General features: G+C 48.0%; 15 protein-coding genes. 4 read left to right on the top strand and 11 right to left on the bottom strand.

Features of this window, described 5'->3' with window-relative positions:
- Positions 1-150: 150 nt before the first annotated feature.
- Entirely contained in the window at positions 151-1,929 is a 1,779-nt protein-coding gene (locus tag GPL15_RS16890; protein ID WP_215699859.1) for a histidine kinase, read from the top strand.
- A 3-nt stretch (positions 1,930-1,932) separates the two neighbouring features.
- The gene (locus tag GPL15_RS16885) at positions 1,933-3,072 is read left to right on the top strand and encodes a response regulator (protein ID WP_215699858.1); all 1,140 of its coding nucleotides are present in this window, start codon (positions 1,933-1,935) and stop codon (positions 3,070-3,072) included.
- 81 nt (positions 3,073-3,153) lie between these two features.
- Here GPL15_RS16885 and GPL15_RS16880 read toward each other — a convergent pair whose 3' ends face one another.
- The gene (locus tag GPL15_RS16880; protein WP_215699857.1) at positions 3,154-5,172 is read right to left on the bottom strand and encodes a beta-propeller domain-containing protein; all 2,019 of its coding nucleotides are present in this window, start codon (positions 5,170-5,172) and stop codon (positions 3,154-3,156) included.
- 12 nt (positions 5,173-5,184) lie between these two features.
- Positions 5,185-5,664, bottom strand: coding sequence for an RNA polymerase sigma factor (locus tag GPL15_RS16875; protein WP_346344991.1), 480 nt, complete (start codon positions 5,662-5,664; stop codon positions 5,185-5,187).
- Between the two features lie 287 nt (positions 5,665-5,951).
- Here GPL15_RS16875 and GPL15_RS16870 point away from each other — a divergent pair, with 287 nt between their 5' ends.
- Positions 5,952-7,427, top strand: coding sequence for a sensor domain-containing diguanylate cyclase (locus tag GPL15_RS16870; RefSeq protein WP_215699855.1), 1,476 nt, complete (start codon positions 5,952-5,954; stop codon positions 7,425-7,427).
- Positions 7,428-7,486: 59 nt separating this feature from the next.
- Here GPL15_RS16870 and GPL15_RS16865 read toward each other — a convergent pair whose 3' ends face one another.
- The 9 genes from GPL15_RS16865 to GPL15_RS16825 form a co-directional block, all read right to left on the bottom strand.
- A complete protein-coding gene (locus GPL15_RS16865; protein ID WP_252198480.1) occupies positions 7,487-7,900 on the bottom strand; it encodes a protease complex subunit PrcB family protein in 414 nt (137 codons plus the stop codon).
- Between the two features lie 159 nt (positions 7,901-8,059).
- Entirely contained in the window at positions 8,060-8,335 is a 276-nt protein-coding gene (gene spoIIID, locus GPL15_RS16860) for a sporulation transcriptional regulator SpoIIID (RefSeq protein WP_215699853.1), read from the bottom strand.
- A 194-nt stretch (positions 8,336-8,529) separates the two neighbouring features.
- Positions 8,530-10,215 (bottom strand): SWIM zinc finger family protein, encoded by a 1,686-nt coding sequence (locus GPL15_RS16855; RefSeq protein WP_215699852.1) that lies wholly within the window; start codon positions 10,213-10,215, stop codon positions 8,530-8,532.
- Positions 10,216-10,568: 353 nt separating this feature from the next.
- Positions 10,569-11,651 carry a Gfo/Idh/MocA family oxidoreductase gene (locus GPL15_RS16850; RefSeq protein WP_215699851.1) on the bottom strand — a complete coding sequence of 361 codons (1,083 nt, stop codon included), beginning with the start codon at positions 11,649-11,651 and terminating at the stop codon, positions 10,569-10,571.
- Positions 11,585-12,601, bottom strand: a complete 1,017-nt coding sequence (locus GPL15_RS16845; protein ID WP_215699850.1) for a sugar phosphate isomerase/epimerase — start codon at positions 12,599-12,601, stop codon at positions 11,585-11,587. The genes GPL15_RS16850 and GPL15_RS16845 overlap by 67 nt, the downstream gene beginning before the upstream one ends.
- Positions 12,601-13,551 (bottom strand): ABC transporter permease, encoded by a 951-nt coding sequence (locus tag GPL15_RS16840; RefSeq protein ID WP_215699849.1) that lies wholly within the window; start codon positions 13,549-13,551, stop codon positions 12,601-12,603. The genes GPL15_RS16845 and GPL15_RS16840 overlap by 1 nt, the downstream gene beginning before the upstream one ends.
- Positions 13,552-15,063, bottom strand: a complete 1,512-nt coding sequence (locus GPL15_RS16835) for a sugar ABC transporter ATP-binding protein (RefSeq protein ID WP_215699848.1) — start codon at positions 15,061-15,063, stop codon at positions 13,552-13,554.
- A gap of 94 nt (positions 15,064-15,157) precedes the next feature.
- Positions 15,158-16,336 (bottom strand): sugar ABC transporter substrate-binding protein, encoded by a 1,179-nt coding sequence (locus GPL15_RS16830; RefSeq protein WP_215699847.1) that lies wholly within the window; start codon positions 16,334-16,336, stop codon positions 15,158-15,160.
- A gap of 99 nt (positions 16,337-16,435) precedes the next feature.
- Positions 16,436-17,452, bottom strand: a complete 1,017-nt coding sequence (locus GPL15_RS16825) for a LacI family DNA-binding transcriptional regulator (RefSeq protein ID WP_215699846.1) — start codon at positions 17,450-17,452, stop codon at positions 16,436-16,438.
- A 430-nt stretch (positions 17,453-17,882) separates the two neighbouring features.
- Here GPL15_RS16825 and GPL15_RS16820 point away from each other — a divergent pair, with 430 nt between their 5' ends.
- Positions 17,883-19,751, top strand: coding sequence for a PEP/pyruvate-binding domain-containing protein (locus tag GPL15_RS16820; RefSeq protein WP_215699845.1), 1,869 nt, complete (start codon positions 17,883-17,885; stop codon positions 19,749-19,751).
- Positions 19,752-19,818: the final 67 nt, after the last annotated feature.

The following is a 19,818-nucleotide window of genomic DNA, read 5'->3' as shown; positions in this document are numbered from 1 at the left end:
ATTATAACCATGGCCATGTCATAATAATTTGTTTTGGTATGTTTAGTATACCTTTTGTTGAAAAAATATAAATACCATTTTCAAATTTTACTTGCCATTTTCCAAGATTATTGTATTATTTAAACAAGAGGGATTAGGGGGATATAAGGGATGAAAGTACATTTTTCCATTAAAAGGGGATTATTTTTGATTGCAGGGCTGCAGGTTGTCCTATCTGTCATTTTTTTACTGTATTCCGTTTCTTTAAATACATATCAAAATTACAACGACACTTCCAACCGCTATTATCAGGTTGGGGAACAAATGCTGACCAGCACGGAAAATCTATTGTCCAACTTGGAACAGGTCACCCTGTTTCCTTTCCAGCTCTATGCCCAGAATAATGATTCTTACATTTGCCGGACATTGAGAGAAGGCACAATTCTGAAAAACTTTAAGTTCTACACATATTTTGACACTCACGCCCAAACGAAATTCACAAACCGGGCCATTGATTTTATAGCAGTCTACGATCTGTATGGAAATGGTGTGGCATCTGAAAAAGGCTCCACCTACCGGCTTTGTTTTATCAATGATTCACCGAAGTGGTACGAGGAAATAACGGGTTACAATATAGGAACCCCTCTTCTGATCTCTTCCGATGATTTTTACGGTTCCGGCATGTTTGAGAAAGATAACCATTCTGTCTGCGTTGCCCGGGGCATTTTGGATATGAATACCGCCCACATTGTGGGGTATTGTGTGGCCGGACTGAATACGGATCTGCTGGAAAATAACTTCAACCTGATCCGTCTCGCCCCTAACCAAAAGTTTTCCATCTATAAAAATAATGTCCGGCTGTTCAGTACGATCAGTGATGATGTTGACGCCGGCGCATTTCTGCCCAAAGACACCTCCGGCTCCGCCAATGTGCAAAACCGCCACCTGGTATTCGAGCATGGTGAGTACTTTGTATACAATACAATTTTCCACAGCAACGGTTATGCCATCATTCTGCAGACCCCCATGTCGGATGTGATTGGTACGGTTCATGGAATCCAGATTTTTTATACATTTTTTATCAGCGTTATTCTGCTGCTGATTGTCGGCATGATATTTTCTGTTGTTAAAAATATCCTCAATGCGCTAAACCGTCTCATCGAAGCATGCAACCGATTTGAACTGGAACACACCACCACCGTATCCTGTGAAAATCTGCCCCAGGAACTGCAGACGCTTTTCGCTTCATTTAACCGGATGTCGGAACGGATCAGTTTTCTGGTTCATGAAGTTTTTATGAAGCAAAAGGAAAAACAGGAAACCGAACTTCAGCTTCTGCGTACCCAGATCAACCCCCATTATCTGTATAATACGCTGGAAATCATGCATATGAAAGCCTACTCCCACGGGGATTATGACGTTTCGGCAATGGCCGAACTTTTGGGACAGAACCTGCAGTACGGCCTTAGAAATACCACAAAAGAAGTTCTTCTCAAGGAAGAGATCAGCCAGCTCAATATCTACCTGTCCATTCTGTCCTATCAGTTTAAGGACAGAATCAAAACCAATATATGCATTGAAGAGGAATTGATGGACTGCCGCGTCATCAAACTGATCTTCCAGCCTGTCATTGAAAATGCGGTGATCCACGGGATCACATCCAACGAGCAGGTTCTATCCATCGACATCCTGGGTTACCGCAGCGAAAATACAATCCTGATCCAGATTTCGGACGACGGCTGCGGAATGACGTCAGAACAATTGGACATTTTGAGAAACAGCATGGAAAATCCCGACAACAATGGCATCGGGCTGAGAAATGTCAGCCGCCGCATTCAGCTCAATTACGGTTCTGAATACAAATTGGAAATCAACAGTAAATACGGCCTGGGCACCACAGTATCCCTGCATCTGCCCTGGCAGCCAGCAAACTTACAGGAGGAGGAATAGCAGATGTTCAATCTATTACTGATCGACGATGATCCCAATATAGTGGATGGAATCGATACAATCATCCGGAATCATTTTCCCGGCGTTTTTTCAGTCACCAGAGCTTATGATGGGCAGCAGGCCCTGGCCCTGCTTACGGAAAACTATTTCCACATCATCGTTTCGGATATTAAAATGCCTCAATTAGATGGGATTCAGTTATTGGAACTTCTCCATAACGAAAATATAACCAGCACGACGATCATGCTCAGCGGTTACGATGACTATATGTACATCAGAAACGCGTTGAAACTGGGGGCTTACGATTATCTGCTGAAACCGGTCAATATTCAGAATTTCATAGAAATGCTCCACTCCATCATCCCAACTCTGCCGGATGGCGGACAGACACTTCCCAAAACAAGCCTGGCTGCCGTTCCCAAACAAGACAGGGCAAATGATTATTTTGACCTGACCAATTCCGATCACATTTATCTCACTCAGGAACAGGTTAAAGAGGAGCTGCAAAAACTCCAGATACTCATTTTCGAACTGGAAACAGACGAGGTGTGCGGAAAGATCAATTACATTTTCCATCACATTTCGGAAGATCTGGTGAGCAAAGAGCGTTTCCGGCAGCTTTTGTCCGATTTCCTCTATTCACTCATGCAGCACAACAGCAGCCTGATAAAAATCGTTGCCCAGTATAAACTGACGGACAATGACCTGGCCGCCCATATAAAAAGCCTGCCCTGTTTAAGCCAGTTAAAGGAGAAATTCACCCAGGTCCTTCTCCTTTATACAGACCAGCTGGCCGTTTTAAAAAAAAATAACGATGAATATCTGATAAAAAAAGCCCAGGCGTATATTGATAAGCATTATTCTGAACAGCTTCTGCTGGCCGATATCGCCGCTCAGTTCCGCCTTCACCCCAATTATTTCAGTTTTTTATTTAAAAAATATATGAATATAACCGTGAGGGACTATATACTGCAGCTCAGGATCAATAAAGCAAAAGAACTGATGAAAAATCCTTCTTTGAAACTGCTGGATATCGCGCTGGCGGTCGGATATCAGGACGCCGCGCATTTTAACCGGGCGTTTAAAAATGTGACGGGGGTGGCGCCGTCACAGTATCGGAATGGGGTGGAGATGGAAAATTGACAGGAATCATTTAACATGAAGGGTGAAGGCATTTTCGAAAATGCCTTCACCCTTCATGTTAAAAAAAAGTGACCTCCCCAGTTAAAACTTCAAATCACCAAATTCTTTAAAATGCGCCATATCAAACACGGTTACCTTATCTTCCTCCACCACATAAAACCATTCCCCGATAAATATCCCTCTGGTCTGGCTCTGATCTCTTTCTTTTTCTAACTCATAAGTCAGCCGTCTTGTAAATCCTTGGCCTTCCTCGTAAGAATAAACCACATACCGGTTGAACCATTTTCTTCTGTCCCGGTCGTATTCTTCCGCTGCAAATCCGATCAGATTCTTCTCCGCTGAAATGACCACCGCTTTATGGTTATCCCAGGCCGGGGTGTATTCAAAGGCGCTTTCTACCGTTTTATCCTTTTCTGTCACATCGGAAGGTTGATTGATATCAAACATGGAAAGCTTCAGACCTTTAAAGTTACCGGTATCCGGATTGATCTCCCGGCCAATTCCGAGCAAAAGGCCGTCGGTATACGGATGGAGATATTCGGAAAAACCGGTTATCTTCAGCTCACCTAAAATCTTAGGATTTTCCGGGTCTGAAAGATCGGCGGAAAACAATGGATCCATATTCCTGAACGTTACAAAATAAGCGGTATCCCCCATAAACCGCGCGGAATAAATCTGCTCTCCCGGCGCCAAATCTTCAATCTCTCCCATTTTCTTTAATTTGCTGTCTAAAACAATCAGGGAATTGGTCTGGCTGCCGCTTTGATGGGATAAGGTTGTTACCAGGCGCAGGTTCCCTTCGTATTCATCCATGGAAAACTGGTCGTTGAGATAACCGTCCACATTGCCGTGGGCCCGGAAGTTTATGGTTCCGTCCTCATAGGAAAATTTCATCAGTTCGGTATAATCACTCTGATCCGCCTTGTAATCGTAAGAGGTATTGCCAATATAAATATTGTTCCGGCTCACATAAAAATGATCCCCTTCTGTATAGACCGCCTTGCTCTGAACCGCCTGATCCGGTTTCTTCATATCCACGGAAGACGCAACCAGATAAGAATAGCCGCCCGGCTGATCCGGAAGATAAATGCAGTTAAGAGGAATCACGGAGCCTCCTACTTTTGGCACATAGCGTTCAATCTCCTCTTTTTTTGCCTCCACTTCCGCATAATAATCAGTAAATAAATAGATATAATCGCCGTTTCTGCGGGAGGTGTTATAATATCCGTCCTGGCTGACGGTTCCTAAAAGCTTTGGCTCTTTCGGATTATTTAAATCATAGGTTTCCAATATAGTGGTTCCTGCGCTGTAATCCATGCGTATTACGGAAACATAAGCGCCGTTAATATAAAATTCTTCAATGGTCTTTGCTCCGCTAACCGTAGATGTATCGGGAATTGTACCCGCCAATTCCATTTTTTCTCCCTTCGCCCTGATGATCTGGATCTTTCCCCGGTCCCCTGCCGACACGTAGATGAAAATGCCGTCGGTTTTTACCAGATCCCCTTCATCCACTCCCTGCACCTGAATATTGGTGCCGGAAAAACCGCTTTCAGCACTGGCACCGGTCTCCGACGTCACGCTTTCCAGCTTGGGGACATCGTGGGACATCTCTTCCTCTCTGATAATTCCCCCGTCCGCCACTCCCGTTCCCGGAAAGACGGTGTCCACACCGGCATCAACGATGATATCAGTATTCAATATTCTGTTATATTCCTGAATCTGGTCGTAAAGTTCTTCATAGCTGGATGCCAGGAAAAGGGCTTCCTCGTCTTCCGGCTCCACCGCTATATCACCCGCGGCAGAAGTCTGATGTCCTTTTTGCGTTTCCTTTGGCGGCAGCATCTCTTCATTTGCCGGCGCCTCCCCCGCGGGAGCCATTGTCCGGCTGGGGAACCGGGCCAGCACACAGACAGCCAGAACTGCGGCTGCCAGACCTCCGTATCCCCAGATCCTTTTCCGATTATTTTTTCCCAATCTGCCATTCCTGCCTTTATATTCCTCCAGCCTCATCATCATCTGTTCCGGCTCCAAGCCTGCGGGAGTGGGCACAGAATCTGCGGATTTGCGGATTTTATCGAGCATTTCCTCTTGTTTCATATGCATTTCCTCCTATTCTTCCAATCGTTTCTGCATTTTTTCAAGAGCCCGGGACAGTTTGGACCTCACCGTACTGTCTTTTAAAAACAGGCATTTTCCAATCTCCCGGCTGTTGTACCCGCCGAAAACAGACATGGAGACAATCAGGCGCTCCTGTCCGTCCAGTGTGAAAAATGCATTCCTGACATCCTGCGCCTCTTCCACGTTCCACTCTGCCGTTTTTCCAAACGTCTCCTGCAGATCCTCATTCAAATTGACGGTTTTATGTATATATTCCTTCAGTTTCCTCTTGCATTTGACAGTGAGTATTTTAAACATCCATGAACGGAATGCCTGGTCATTCCTCAGCTTTCCGGCTCCCTTCCATGCGTCTGCCACAGCTTCGCCGACCGCGTCCTCTGCATCCTGCCGGTGTCCCAGCGTATACAGGGCAAAACGGTACATATCCTGATATATCTTCTTGTATTGCTCTTCAAAGGTTCCTTTGTCCACTCTCAGCCCCCCTAATGTATTTTTCAGTCCGCTCCTGTGAAATGGTGCGGGCGCTCTGCCCATCCGCCAAAAGCATATGAAAATTGAAATGCATTTCATATATACAGTGTCAAAATAACAGCCGGGTGTTGCATCCAATATTATTTTATTATAACAGATCAGGCATGGGGAAAATACCGGCCTTTTCGTTCAAGAAGATTTGCCGTCAGAACTGTTACAATTTACTTTCATTGTAACAGAAGGAGTAGTATAATGTTAACATTAGATGTTTTAGGAGTACATTTCAGATGCTCAAACTATTTTTTAAACATGAAAAAATAATCATACTGTCTGTTGCAGGCGCGGTTTTTCTGATTTTCTGCACCTTGTTCGTCTTTCGCAGACAGGTGAACCAGAGCACTCGTAAAGATATGAAAGATCAGATTGAGGCAATCCAGAAAAACTGTGTGCGGGAAATTAATAATGAGATGGATTCTTTAAAGTATCTGAATGAAACTACCGCAAATTTCATGTCTGGCCTGACATTAGATGACGATTCCGGTATTGCGGATATGCTGGACAATTATGCCCGAAGCGCCCATATAAAACGGACACTTTTTATTACCTTTGACGGAGATATCTATACAAATTCTGCCGAAAAGACCGGCTTGCCGCCCGGGGTCGTGATAAAAAATTTTAAAGGCCTGTCCGCAGTCAGAGGCTCAACCTTTACACAGCCCTGGTATTCGGAAGAACTGGGCCAAATGCTTTTTGGCGTAATTTCTCCAATGTCCATTGGAGATCAGGCCGGGCTGCTCATTTCTGCCCATCCGCTTTCTAACTTTTATGATCTCTTTCAAAATGATTTTTTAGGCGGGACTTCAGAAATAGGAATCCTGAACCAGGATGGCACAACCATTTTAGGCCGCATCACAGATGACCACAGGAATGAATTCGGGCTTAATGCCATAGATGCGCTGATCAATGGGGGCATTATATTTTCCAGCCATTCAGCGGATGGAATGCTGCATGATTTCCGGAATGGGGTCGAGGGATATTCTTCCTATTACGTATCCGGCACAGAGCGGCTCTGCTCTTACGCTCCAGTCCGGTACAATGGTTGGTACGTGGTGGTCATAGCGCAGGAAAGCATTCTCCGGGAACAATCCGTTCAGATGGAACGCCATGGAATCTGGCTGGCGGTCAAATTGATTTTCATAATGGCGGTATTGCTGGCTATCATCCTGTTTGCCCGTCTCCGGGAACAAAAACAGGTGCGGGAACAACTGCAGAAAGCCGCCATGATGGATGGTATGACGGGGATTCTAAACAGGGGTACTGCGGAAAACCAGATCATCAGATATTTAAAGCAGGAGGGAAAGGACAAATCCCATGCGGTCTTTCTTATCGATGTGGACTGTTTTAAGGCCGTCAATGACACCTATGGCCATATAACCGGCGACTGCATCCTGCGTGAGCTGGCGGAACATTTGCAGAAATGTTTCGGCCCGTCCGGTCTCATAGGACGCATGGGCGGGGATGAGTTTATTGTGCTTTGGAAAGACTGCGGGAATATGGAGATGATTCAGAAACAGGCAGAGCGCCTGTTGACGCCTCTTAGTTATTCAGATTCCAAAAATGGCGTGACCGTGCCGTTTACCATCAGCGTGGGAATCAGCCGTTATAAAGAGGATGGAGAAACTTTTATAGAATTATACCAGCATGCGGACGAAGCGCTTTATCATACGAAACAAAATGGGCGAAATGGTTATTCCATTGAATAATCCCCCCAATCAGACTGCATTTTCTATAAGAGCGGCCTGCATTGGAGGGATTTTTTTAATTATTGGAAAATTACCGGATTTTCTAAAAATTCCGTTTTTACCACAATATAAGGATATGACGGTTCATTTCCAGTATTCTCGCCCTTGCCCGGTCCGGTTAATTCCGTATCGATGACGATGGAATTATCAGTCAGGTACAGTTCCTTAACTGCAATGCTGTAGCCGCCTGTTGGCTGCTGGCCGTAGCCGACCACTATGTACAGATTCTGGTCATCGCTGTAGGTAAGTTTAAAGCTCTGGGCCATTTTCTCGGTAATAATCTTCTGAAGCTCTTCAGGAATCTCTGTTTCGCTCATCACGGTAAATTCCAGATCCCTTACTTTCCCGCCATCATCTTTACTGGCGCTGCATCCGCCTAAAAACCTTGCCATCAATACCCACAATATCATACTGACTAAAATTACCGCCTTCATGCTCAACGTCTTTTTCATAAAGAACCCCCTCCACAGATTGATTATTATCATTCTATGAGGGAACGGCTGATCCTATTACAACTATTTGCCGCAAAATAAAAAAACCATTGGAAACAGCTTTTTTATCCGGCTGCTTTCAATGGTTTTTTTAACGCTTCGCTAATCTTCTTTTTTGCTGCACATCTGCAGTCTGTGCTGGTATTTCTCCTTGGTAGCCAGACCGCCTCTGATATGGCGTTCGGATTTATTGATATCCAGAATGATCCGGGCCCTGGCCGCCAGAGATGGATTGATATGCTCCAGACGGTCGGTAACATCTTTATGTACCGTTGATTTGCTTATCCCAAATTTCTTCGCCGTCTGCCTTACCGTGGCATTGTGGTCTATGATGTAGTTGGCGATAGCTACCGCACGTTCTTCGATATACTCCTTCAAAACTGAATCTCCTGAGGATGTTTTTTACATCATATGCATCAAAAAACGTGATTAGCACATCGTATACGGTTTTCCAGGGAAATATTTTTGGACTGTTCTATGGTTTCACCTTCATATCCCAGATACCCCAAATGCACCAGCAGGGTCAGCACATCCTCCGCCTACAGCAGGCGGCACCGGCTGTCTTCCCCATCTCAAAATCCCGCTTTCTCAATTTCATCCATCATAGCCGGACGCCTCCGGTACAAAACCTTCCATTCTGCCGCGATCTGTTCCGCCTCCTGCCGTCCGTCGGGATACGAGGCAACTTTTTTCAGATAACGCATCAAATCCTGATACCCACTCCTGGAGGACACGGTATCTGCCATATTTTTTACATACTCTGCATAAACAGTACGCATCCGGTCAGGGAATATCCTTTTTAACACCTTTTCATACTGATCCAGTATGTCGATGGAGCCCATGGAAAGCGCTTCCTCCAAAAGCCTGTCATACATCTTTTCCTGTTCCAGCAGGCTGTATTTTATGAATTGACTGCCGGGGCTTTGGAGCAGTTTTTCCCTCATCTCTTCCCACTCTTTGGGCTCACAGACGGCTTTTAATTTCATCACAAAGTCCAGTTTCTCCTGCCGGCAGGAGAAGACCTGAAACAGCAGTTCTTCCTTGTATGCGTCCTCCATATGCAGGCTGCCATACAGTTCGATCAGCTCCTGGCTGTACTCTTTTACCCAGCCCGGAGATTTCTGGTCCAGTTCTTTGCTCTCCTTCAGAATCCTGACCGCATCCATGGTGCGCCCTTCCTGCAGGGCCTCTTCGATTTCCAGTTTTCGCACCGCTGCAAATCTCCGGTGTTCTTCCCTGTACTTGCGGATTTCTTCATCCGTACACTCTAACTGCTTCATGATCCAAAGCCGTTTGAGAATGTCATTTTCATATCCATAATGTGCGCTGTACCATTTTCCGCAGTCCGTTCCCTCCGTCACGCCTTCAATCACATGGTCCAGCATCTGCTGCATGTTGAGCAGTTGTTCCCGGTCGTGAAATTCATTCATCAAAAAGTCGCTGATATAATCTTCCATATAATCAATGACCGTATCATCGTCCTGATGCGCCTCGAACCATTGATATATCTTTTTCTTATCCTGCTCGCCGCATTTATTCAAAATCTGCTTCCAATATTCATAACAGACATCCGCCCCTCTGGATGTCCAGCCGTCCGAATCATCTATATCCTGATTGCCAATTGTCATAAATACCTGAACTGTCAGTTCAAATGCCTGCATGTAACATCCCTTATCGATGATGTCCTGTACCTTACCAGACAGAAATGTTTCCATCGCCATCATGTAACCGGAGGCATTTCTATAATCCACAAAACCGTACCGGTCCGAGTACTTATAAGCGATAGCCTGGATCTCCTTTTTCAGCCTGATCATCTGACGCTCACTGATATTCACAGAGTATTTTGTCAAAATATTATTTCCCAGCTTTTCATCCTCAAGAGCCAGTTTTAGCAGAATACTCCGGACCTCTTCCTCAGGAATCTTGTTAATCACACCGCTCAGTTCCTTTTTATAGTCCTGAGACGCATCTTCCTGTGCCAGGCCCAAATCCCCCTGCCTTTCCCTGTCCTCCAGGCCGTACAAAACAGCAGCCATATGTTTGCAGTAATTCCCGCCGTCCGCATAGGGGCAGGTGCAGTACATATCGTCAATCCTGCCGCCTTTCAACTCGATTTCCACCTCATAATCTTCGGTTCCCTCTACCACAGCCCGGTATCCCGAATCGGTCGTCTCTATTTCCGTCACAGCTCCCGACGCATAGTAATCCAGTCCCCGTTCCAGTATATGGGAACGGAACAGGCTCTTCCAATTATCCATAAATTTTCTCTCCTCCCAGATTCTCTCATGCCGTTTTTAAGACAATTTCCGCCATCCAGACAGAAAACTTGTTTCATTTATTATCAGTATACATTATTTTCTCTCCAAAACAAACAAAATCCCATACAATTTTCCGCCTGATAATAAATGGGCGGCACTGCTCAGAATCCCCGCTGCCCCTCCCGGACAGCCATCCATGCCGCTGGGACGGCTCTTTATCTACCGCTGTTTGAACGTTTTCTGCATGCCATCGACACCTCTGGAGTGTGTTTGAAAGGGAACAAAACAAGAGGGCCGCGGTTTCATAAAAACCGTATCCCTCCGATTCATTCCCCCAATATTTCATCATCTTTTTAAAAATACACCGTTTCCCCCGTTTCCGAAGACCGGTAAACCGCATCCATAATTTTCATAGACGCAAATGCTTCCCTTGGCATCACCAGCGGGTCCCTGTCATTAAGAACGCAGTCCACCCACTGCTCAATCTGCCTGTACCGGGCCAGTTCATAGTTCTCCTTCGTATCCCCGTAAATATCCCCCACATCCATTTGGCGGCGCAAAAGCCGTCCCTCATCCTCCCGGTTGATCCACAGCCCGTCTTCCATATCCGCCCCGCCTAAAGTCCCGCAGAGGGTGGTTTTTGCATAATTATCCCTGGGCATATTGACCGCATAGCTGGTTTCCAAAAAGATGACGGCTCCATTTTCCATGACAATATAGGCGAAAGCGCTGTCTTCCACCGTAAATGTCTCCGGGTTCCAGGGCGCGAACTCCCCGTTATAGCTGTTTTTCAGTTTCCCCAGCTTATAAAATGCATTTCCCGTCACGCTGCGGGGCCTGAAATTATCCATCAGCCACAGGGTCTGGTCCAGCACGTGGCTTCCGTAGTCCAGAAGGCAGCCCCCTCCGCTCTTTTCCTTCTGTAAAAATACTCCCGTTGTGGGCGCCCGCCTCCGCCTGATCCCATGGGCTTTCGCCATGTAAATATCCCCCAGATATCCCTCCCGGCAGAGCTGTTTTAATTTCAGGCATTCATTCTTAAACCGGTGCTGCAGCCCATAGGTCAGCTTCCTCCCCGATTTTTCCCAGACGTCCATAACCTGTTTTGCGGATTCCACATCAGAAGAGATGGGCTTCTCGCAGATCACATGTTTTCCCGCCAAAAGGGCGTTCATGGTGATCTCCGCATGGGTTTTATGAGCCGTACAGATATGTATGATATCGATGGATGGATCTTCCAGCATCCTGCGGTAATCCTCGCAGATTCTGCCGCCTCCGGCCCCAAACCGCTGTCTGGCCCGTTCCGCCCTGAAAAGGTCCCTGTCGCAGAAACCGGTGATCTTCACTTTCCCAGTCTTCTCCAGACCAATCATATGTTTTTGAAATGCAATGTCCCCGCAGCCAATGATGCCTGCGCGCAGTTCCTCTCTTCCCATGACTTTTCTCCCCGGCTTAACGAATTCTGGATCTCCCTGATATATTCCCTGGACCTGACAATTCCCATTCTGGTCCGCTCTGCGCTGCCCTGGTAATCAGGGTCCTCATTTTCAACGCTCATCACGCCGTCATATCCGGCCTCGTCCAGGGCAGCCATGATTTTTTTCCAGTCCAGCACGCCTTTACCGGCAATGGCGCTGTTCCAGAATCCGTCCTTATGTGCATTTGAAAACTGCCTGTTATAAATTCCATACCAGTTTAAAAGCCGGCTGGAAATAACCGTATCCTTGATGTGGAAATGAAAAATCCTGCTGCCGAACTTCCTGACCGCCGCTTCATAATCGATCATCTGCTTTGCCAGATGGGAGGGGTCAAAATTGATCCCCAGATTATCCTGAGGAAGAATCCTGAATATCTCTTCCCAGAGCTCCGGCTGATAGCACAAAGTGCCCGGCACCCCCTGAATCTGCCACCCCTCCATCACACAGTTTTCAAATGCGATCTTAATCCCATTTTCTCCTGCGTACTTCAAAACCGGAGGAAATGCCTCTTCCAGCTCCTTAAAATTCCCCCTCACATCCAGGTCGATATTTCGTCCAATGAAGGTGGAAACCAGCGGACAGTCCAGCATCCTAGCGGCGTCCACGCAGCGCATCAGATGGCCGATTACCTGCTTTCTCCTCTCCAAATCCCGGTCCAGCGTATTTTCATAATATCCTATGGCTGAAATCTTCACTCCATGTTCTTTTAAAGCCGTCCTGATCTTTGGGACCTGCCGGTCCAGATGGGCAAAATCGATATCGTGAACGGCAAAATTCCTCGTTTCGTCCCCCGCAGGCCATGCCCCGATTTCTATATAGCCGAACCCCTCTTCACCGGCCAGCCGTATTTTTTCCGTCAGAGACAGGCCGGGAAAACAGGAAGTATAAAAACCAAATTTGTCGTTCATCAGCTCTTCCTTCTTTTTTCCGAATCGCTCAAAATGATTGCAGATACGATAATAACGCCTGAAATCGCCGTCTGGGCGTAGGACCATACATTTAAAATATTCATGGCGTTATTGATCATCCCAAGAAAAATCACTCCCAAAATGGCTCCGCCCACGCTTCCTTTCCCTCCGGCCAGGGTGATCCCGCCCAAAATGGCCGCTGTCATGGCATTCAGGGAATAGTCGCTTCCCGCCGTAGCCGACACCGTGTCCAGCCTGGCCGCAAAGACCACCGCGCTCACAAAAACCGCAAAACTGGCGAAGGTATAGGCAAAGATTTTAACCCGGTCCACATTGATTCCCGATAAAAAGGCATTGTATTCATTTCCGCCCACCGCCACCACCTGTCTGCCGATTCTGGTCCTGTTTAAAAGCACCGACGCCAGGATGATCATGGCTAACAGCACGAAAACCATGATGGGAATGATCCCGAAAATCCTGGTTCTGCTGAGGACCGTAAATGTCCCCTTCAGCCCGATATAACTCCCTTCCGTGAGAATCAGCGCCATGCCGAAATAGACCTGGGACAGGCCCAGCGTGATGATCATGGGGATGCATTTGCTCTTGCTGACAATGAAACCGTTTAAAAGGCCGCAGGTCAGTGACACGGCCGCACCGGCCGCGACTGCGGCAGCAGGGCTGTGCCCGCCCTGGATCAGCCTGGCCATAACCGCCGCGCAAAATGCCATCATATTTCCCAGAGACAAATCCACACAGCCGGTCAGAATGACAAAAACAGCTCCCATGGTGATGATTCCCAGCACAGTCACCTGCTGGATGATCGTAATCAGGTTGCTGACGTCTATAAACGCCGGATTAATGGCCGTCACACAGACCGTGAGCAAAAGGATTGCAAATACCAATAACAATTTATGGTTCGTCCAGTTTATTTTTTTCATTCTTTCACTCATCTATCCCACTCCTAAAGCAGCTTTCACGATTTTTTCCTCGGTGATCTCTTCCCTTACAAACTCCTGTATGATCTGCCCGTCCCTCATTACCAGAACCCGGTCGCTCATGGAAATCAGCTCCGGCATTTCCGATGAAATCATGATTACGCTCTTTCCCTGCTTTGCCAGATTATTTATGATCCTGTAAAACTGTGATTTGGCGTTGATGTCGATTCCCCTTGTGGGCTCATCGAAAATGTACAGAGACGCCTCTGAGAAGATCCACTTTGCCAGAACCACCTTCTGCTGGTTTCCGCCGGACAGGTATTTTACCTCCTGGCCGTACCCGCTCATCTTCACTTTCAGGCCGTCTAAAATGTCCTTTACCATGGACGGGAACCGGTTCTGGTTCACAAAAAATGTCCTGATCTTGTTCCGGAACCCTACAAGGACCGCATTTTCAACCACACTGTGATCCAGCATCAGCCCCTGGTGCTGCCGGTCTTCCGTGATATGGGCGATTCCTTTATCAATGCTCTCGCCCGGATTTTTAAACGCCGTTTTCTCTCCGTTCAGGATCACGTCTCCACCGTAGTATCTGTCCACCCCGGCAACCGCCCGGATCACCTCGGTTCTCCCTGAGCCCACCATCCCGGCAAATCCCAGTATCTCCCCTTTGCGAAGGTAAAAGCTGACCTTGGGCGAAGAGGCTTTCAGCTTCAAATCCCGGACTTCCAGCACCATTTCCCCGATTTTTGCAGGCTCTTTTGTGAAAAACTGTTCCACCGGCCTTCCCACCATATCCTTGGTGATCACGTCCAGTTTTGTATCCCGGTTTCCGTTGTCATAGCTGTTTACCACCAGCCCGTCCCGGATGACCGTAATCCGGTCCGCGATGGATACCACCTCATCCAGATAGTGGGAAATGTAGATCACGCTGATCCCTTTTCCCGCGATCTCCCGGACAAGTTCCAGCACTTTTCCCGAATCCTTTTTGTTAAACATGGAGGTGGGTTCGTCCATAATCAGGATTTTGGGCCCGACCGCCAGCGCCTTTAATATCTTCACATACTGTTTTTCAGAAATGGACAGGGTCTCCACGATCCGCTCCGGGTCCAAAGACACATGAAAGGTATTGAGCAGTTCCCCGATCCTTTTTTTCATTTCCTCCCGGTCAATCAGGCCGTATTTACCCACAATTTCATGCCCTACGAATATATTTTCCGTAACGCTCATGCAGTTTACCAGGAAATTCTCCTGGGGAATGATCACGATCCGGTTCTCCTCCGACAGCCTGGGGGTGAGAGAGGAGAAATGCTTCTCCCCAATCACGATTTCCCCGCTGTCAGGCACATAAGCCCCGGACAGAATCTTCATCAACGTGGATTTTCCCGCCCCGTTTTCGCCTACCAGACAGTGGATTTCCCCTTCATACAGATCAAAACTGATGCGGTCCAGGGCCGTCACGCCTGAAAATGTTTTCCGGATATCCTTCATCGCAATCACCGGATGCTTATCTGCGTAATCAAACATTTTCTCCTCCCTCCGGTTTCATTATTCCGCCTTCGTTATTCTGCCTTCATCGCTCTCCCGTCCTCGTCATTCTGCTCTCATTATTCCGCCTTCGTCATTTTACCCCGGCCACTTCATCCCAGCCCATGACCTGAGCCGCCTTGCCCGGGTCATCCCACGGCACCAGTTTATCAATCTCTTCTTTGGTCACAATGATGGTCTGGTTCGGCGTATATTCCGGAAATTCCCTCTGTCCCTCCACACAGTAGTCATACAGGTTCTTAAAGGTCTGCAGACCCTGCATGGCAACCGAATTGCTGAACAAAGCGTGAATGCCTCCGGCTTCCAGAAGCTCGATGTCGGAAGGGCTGCCCCCTGTGGACAGAATCGGCACTTCCATCCCGGCTTCCACTAAAGCGTTATGGACCCCTTTTGCCATCTGTCCGTTCTGGGCGATGACCAGATCAAACTCCTGCCCCCTCTGAATCAGGTTCTGGGTCACGTTCATGGCCGGTTCCGCCTTGAAATCCCCGTACTCCTGAGCCACGATATTCACATGGTAAGTCTCCTGCGCATCCTCAATTCCCTTTATGTATTCCTCCGTAATCCCCATTCCCTGGGAACCGGCACAGTAATAAACCTTCGCATCCGGCCTGTTCTTCCCGATCCATTCAATGAAATCATACCCTTTTTGGTAATATAGGTTTCCGCAGGCGGAAATGATGTCTCCCCAGCTTTCATCCGGCGCCATATTTTCCACGGTAATCGGTATTCCCGCGTCATTTGCCATGGTAATCAGGGTTTTGGCCTGGTCGATGCTGATGGGATACAGGGAAATTCCGTCCACTTTCTTGGCAATCAGGTCCTCCATGGCCGCAATGGACTTTTCCAAATCCCCGCCCGGGTCCTGGATAATGGTCTCCACTCCCAGCTTATCCCCCGCATATTCAAAAGCCTTGGCGCTGTAGCTGTTCCACAAATCCTTCATGTCGAAAGCGATGTAGCCAAAGGTATAAGTCTTGTCTCCGCCGCTGCCTTCCGTCCCTGTTGTCCCAGACGTTCCGGTTGCCCCGGCCGTTCCTGCTGCCCCAGACGTTCCGGTTGCTCCGGCCGTTCCTGCTGCCCCGGCCGTTCCATTTTTCCCAGTCGTCCCGGTCGCCGTTTCCGCCGTTTTCTCTGCCGTCCCAGCCGCCGGTGCCTTCTGGCAGCCGGCCAGGGAAATGAATAACGCTGTGGAAACCAGAACTGAAACCATCCGTCTGACCGTTTTCGCCGCTTCTCTTGTTTTTTTCATATATTCCTCCATTCTGGGGCGTTTAATAACTATTATGCCGTCAAAGAATCTGTAACGCCCCTCACAAATCCTTTCATATCCCCATAGGTTTCATTTGCTTTACGGATTCCTGTATTCCATGGCGGAATCCCTGATAATGATCGTCGGTTTTAACAGAATATGCTGCTTGCTTTTCTCCATGGGATTCTCAATCTCGTCCACCAGGAGATTCACCGCGATCTGTCCCATTTCCTCCACCGGGTGGGAGATTGTAGTCAATGGAACCGGAAAGTATTCGCTCTCCCGGTTATTTCCATAGCTGACCATGGATATGTCCTCCGGTATGGAATATCCGGCTTCCATTATGGCCTTCATCGCTCCGTTTGCCATGGTATCATGGGAAACGAACATGGCAAACGGGGGCTTGTGGTCCTTCAGCACCTCCTTCATGCGCACATAACCGCCGTATTCCAGATTCTCCTCCCCGGTATAAATGCAGCCGTCATCATAGCTGATCCCATAGTTTTTCATCGAGTTTTTAAAATTTTCAAGCTTATACTGATCCGCGATATGCTGCCCTAAATAAATGATCTTCTCATGTTTGAGCCTGTGCAGATACCCAATAGCCAGGTCCACCCCCAGGCTGTAATCGATGGAAACCATGCTCTTATCCGTCAGGTCCAAAGAAGTGTCGATGTATATGACCGGCTTGGTTATCATCTTTTTAATGATTTCATAATGGGCCTTGTACTGGTCCTTGTTGTACAGGCACATGAGCAGTCCATCGATCTGTTTGTCCGAAAACAGCTTCAGAAAATAAATTTCATCCTCATAACAGTAATTGGTCTGCGCAACCATCAGGGCATATCCCAGCTTCTTGGAATTTCTCTCCACCGAACCGATGATGTTCCTGTAATAGTTGCACCGGTCAAAAGTGGGGGCAATCAGCCCCACCGTCTTATTTTTTCTCTTCTTTTGCTGGTTCACCGCCTTTTTATCAAAATACCCGATCTTAAATGCAATCTCCTGAATCTCTTTTTTCCTGGCTTCACTGATCTGATAGCTGTCCTTTAAAGCCCTGGAAACTGTGGATTTGCTCACTTTCGCAATCTCAGCAATATCATCTATGGTTGGCATCCGGCTTACCTCTCACAAACTGGTTTTTCTGCTTCTAACGAAAGCATAACATACAGATATTAGGGCACGCAACAAAGAGTTGCGCATCATTTTACGCAACAAATGGTTTTTTACGCAACAAATAACGAAACTTTTTAGTGTTTTCTAACAATTGGTAAAATTGGTATTTATTACCTAAATGCCGCTGTTGGCGCACTTACAGTTCACGGCACAGCGGACTGGCCGGACACGTCAGCGGGGGCCGTGAACTGTAACGCTGTCCGGGCTGATGCCTGCGATTATCCGTCCACGATTGACACAGAATGACAAAAAAAGGTATAATCAGACATAGATTTCAGGAAAACATTGGCAGCTGCACGTAACAGTTCAGACCTGTCTGAACTGTTACTGCTGCGCCAAGATTTCATGGCAGACAAACGGGAGGGGAAAAATGACAGAATATCCGGATATTTTTAAAAAGGAGAACCTGACAAAGGAAGAGCGGAAATGTATCTGCAACCAGATCATGACCACAGAAATCCATATGGAACAGCTCATACTGAAGCATTTCACCGATGAAGATTTCAGAAAAGTCTGGAAGTATAAGATAGGCGGAGGAGTGATAGGCGGCAAGGCCTGCGGCCTCCTCATGGCTAGGAAACTGATTGAACTGAACCTGCCGGAGTATGCCGGATATCTGGAACCCCACAACTCTTACTTTGTGGGCACGGATGTATTTTACAGATATCTGGTTCTGAACCGCTGCTCCGAGTTAAAGGCCAAGCACCGGCTTTTAAAAGAGCATTTTCAGGAGACCGAAGAACTGACAAACCGGCTGAGAAACGGCGTCCTTCCCGATGATATCCGGGAGAAACTGGGGGAAATGCTGGACCGGTTAAGCGCCTCGCCCATCATCGTCCGTTCCAGCAGCATTATGGAAGACGGATACGGCAATGCGTTTTCCGGCAAATACGAATCCATCTTCTGCATGAACCAGGGGAGCCGGGAGGAACGTTTAGAGGAGTTAGAGGACGCCATACGCCGTGTCTACGCCAGCGTCATGAACGAGCAGGCCATTGAATACCGCAGAAAGCGCCGCCTCCTGGATGTGGATGAACAGATGGCCCTGCTGATCCAGCCTGTGGCAGGACAGGTTTACGACCATTTTTACTTTCCGGTGGCCTCAGGCATGGGCTGTTCCTACAATCCCTATAAATGGATGGAATATTTAAACCCGGAAGCCGGTATGTTACGCATGGTTTCCGGCCTTGGCACCCGGGCGGTGGAACGCACCCCGGGCGACTACCCCCGCCTCATATGCCTGGACCGGGCTCAGGCCAGCCTGCGCACCACCATGGCCGAGCGCCACAAGTTTTCCCAGCGCCAGGTGGACGTGCTGGACTTGGAAAGCAAAAAACTCTGCACCAAACCGCTGGAACAGATCATCAGCCTGCTGCCCGCCTGGCAGAAGAAAATGATCCTGAGCCACGATACCGAAGCGGAAGAACTGCTGGCCGAACGCCGCGTTTACCGGAATGTCCTCTTCGCCGACTGCCAGGGCCTTGTTAACAATCTGGACTTTGTACATATGATGCGTGATCTGATGAAAATGCTGGAAACAGCCTATGAACGTCCGGTGGACATCGAATTCGCCGTCACCAGCCCGGCAGAAGGAGTGTGGAAGCTGAATCTGCTTCAATGCCGCCCCCTCCAGGCCGTCCAGTCGGGGCAGGTACATATACCGGAAGGGGTGGACGGGGAATTTTTATTCGATATCCGCCGCACTTCCATGCGCCGCTCCAAGGAAGAGCGGATCGATTATATCGTGTGGGTAGACCCCCAGCACTACTATGAATATCCATACAGCAAAAAGCCGGATGTGGCGCGGCTGATCGGCCGGATCAACCAGCATTTCGAAGACACCGATTATAAACTCATGCTGCTGGTTCCGGGCAGAATCGGCACCTCCTCCCCTGAACTGGGAGTACCTGTGACCTATTCGGAAATCAGCCAGTTCAACTCACTCTGTGAGGTGGCCTATGACAAAGCCGGATACCATCCGGATCTGTCCTACGGCAGCCACATGTTCCAGGACATGGTGGAAGCGGACGTCTATTACGGCGCGATCAACGATAACAGCAAGACCCGCCTGTACCAGCCCCAGCTTCTGAAGCAGTATCCCGAAGTCCTGGGGGAACTGTGCCCTGCCCAACCCGAACTGGCTGAGATCATAAAGGTATATGATGTCAGCGGCCAGAACGCCAGCCTGATTCTGGATTCAAAGGAGGGACGGGCGGTCTGCCGGATTAAGGGAGCCTGACCCTCCCCACAAACAATAAAGAACAGCGCCTGCAAATCTGTGGGCGCTGTTCTTAGATTACTGATTA

The organism is Clostridium sp. MCC353 (assembly GCF_018785315.1).
Lineage (GTDB): Bacteria > Bacillota > Clostridia > Lachnospirales > Lachnospiraceae > CHH4-2.
This window is presented reverse-complemented; position numbering and strand designations above follow the sequence as displayed.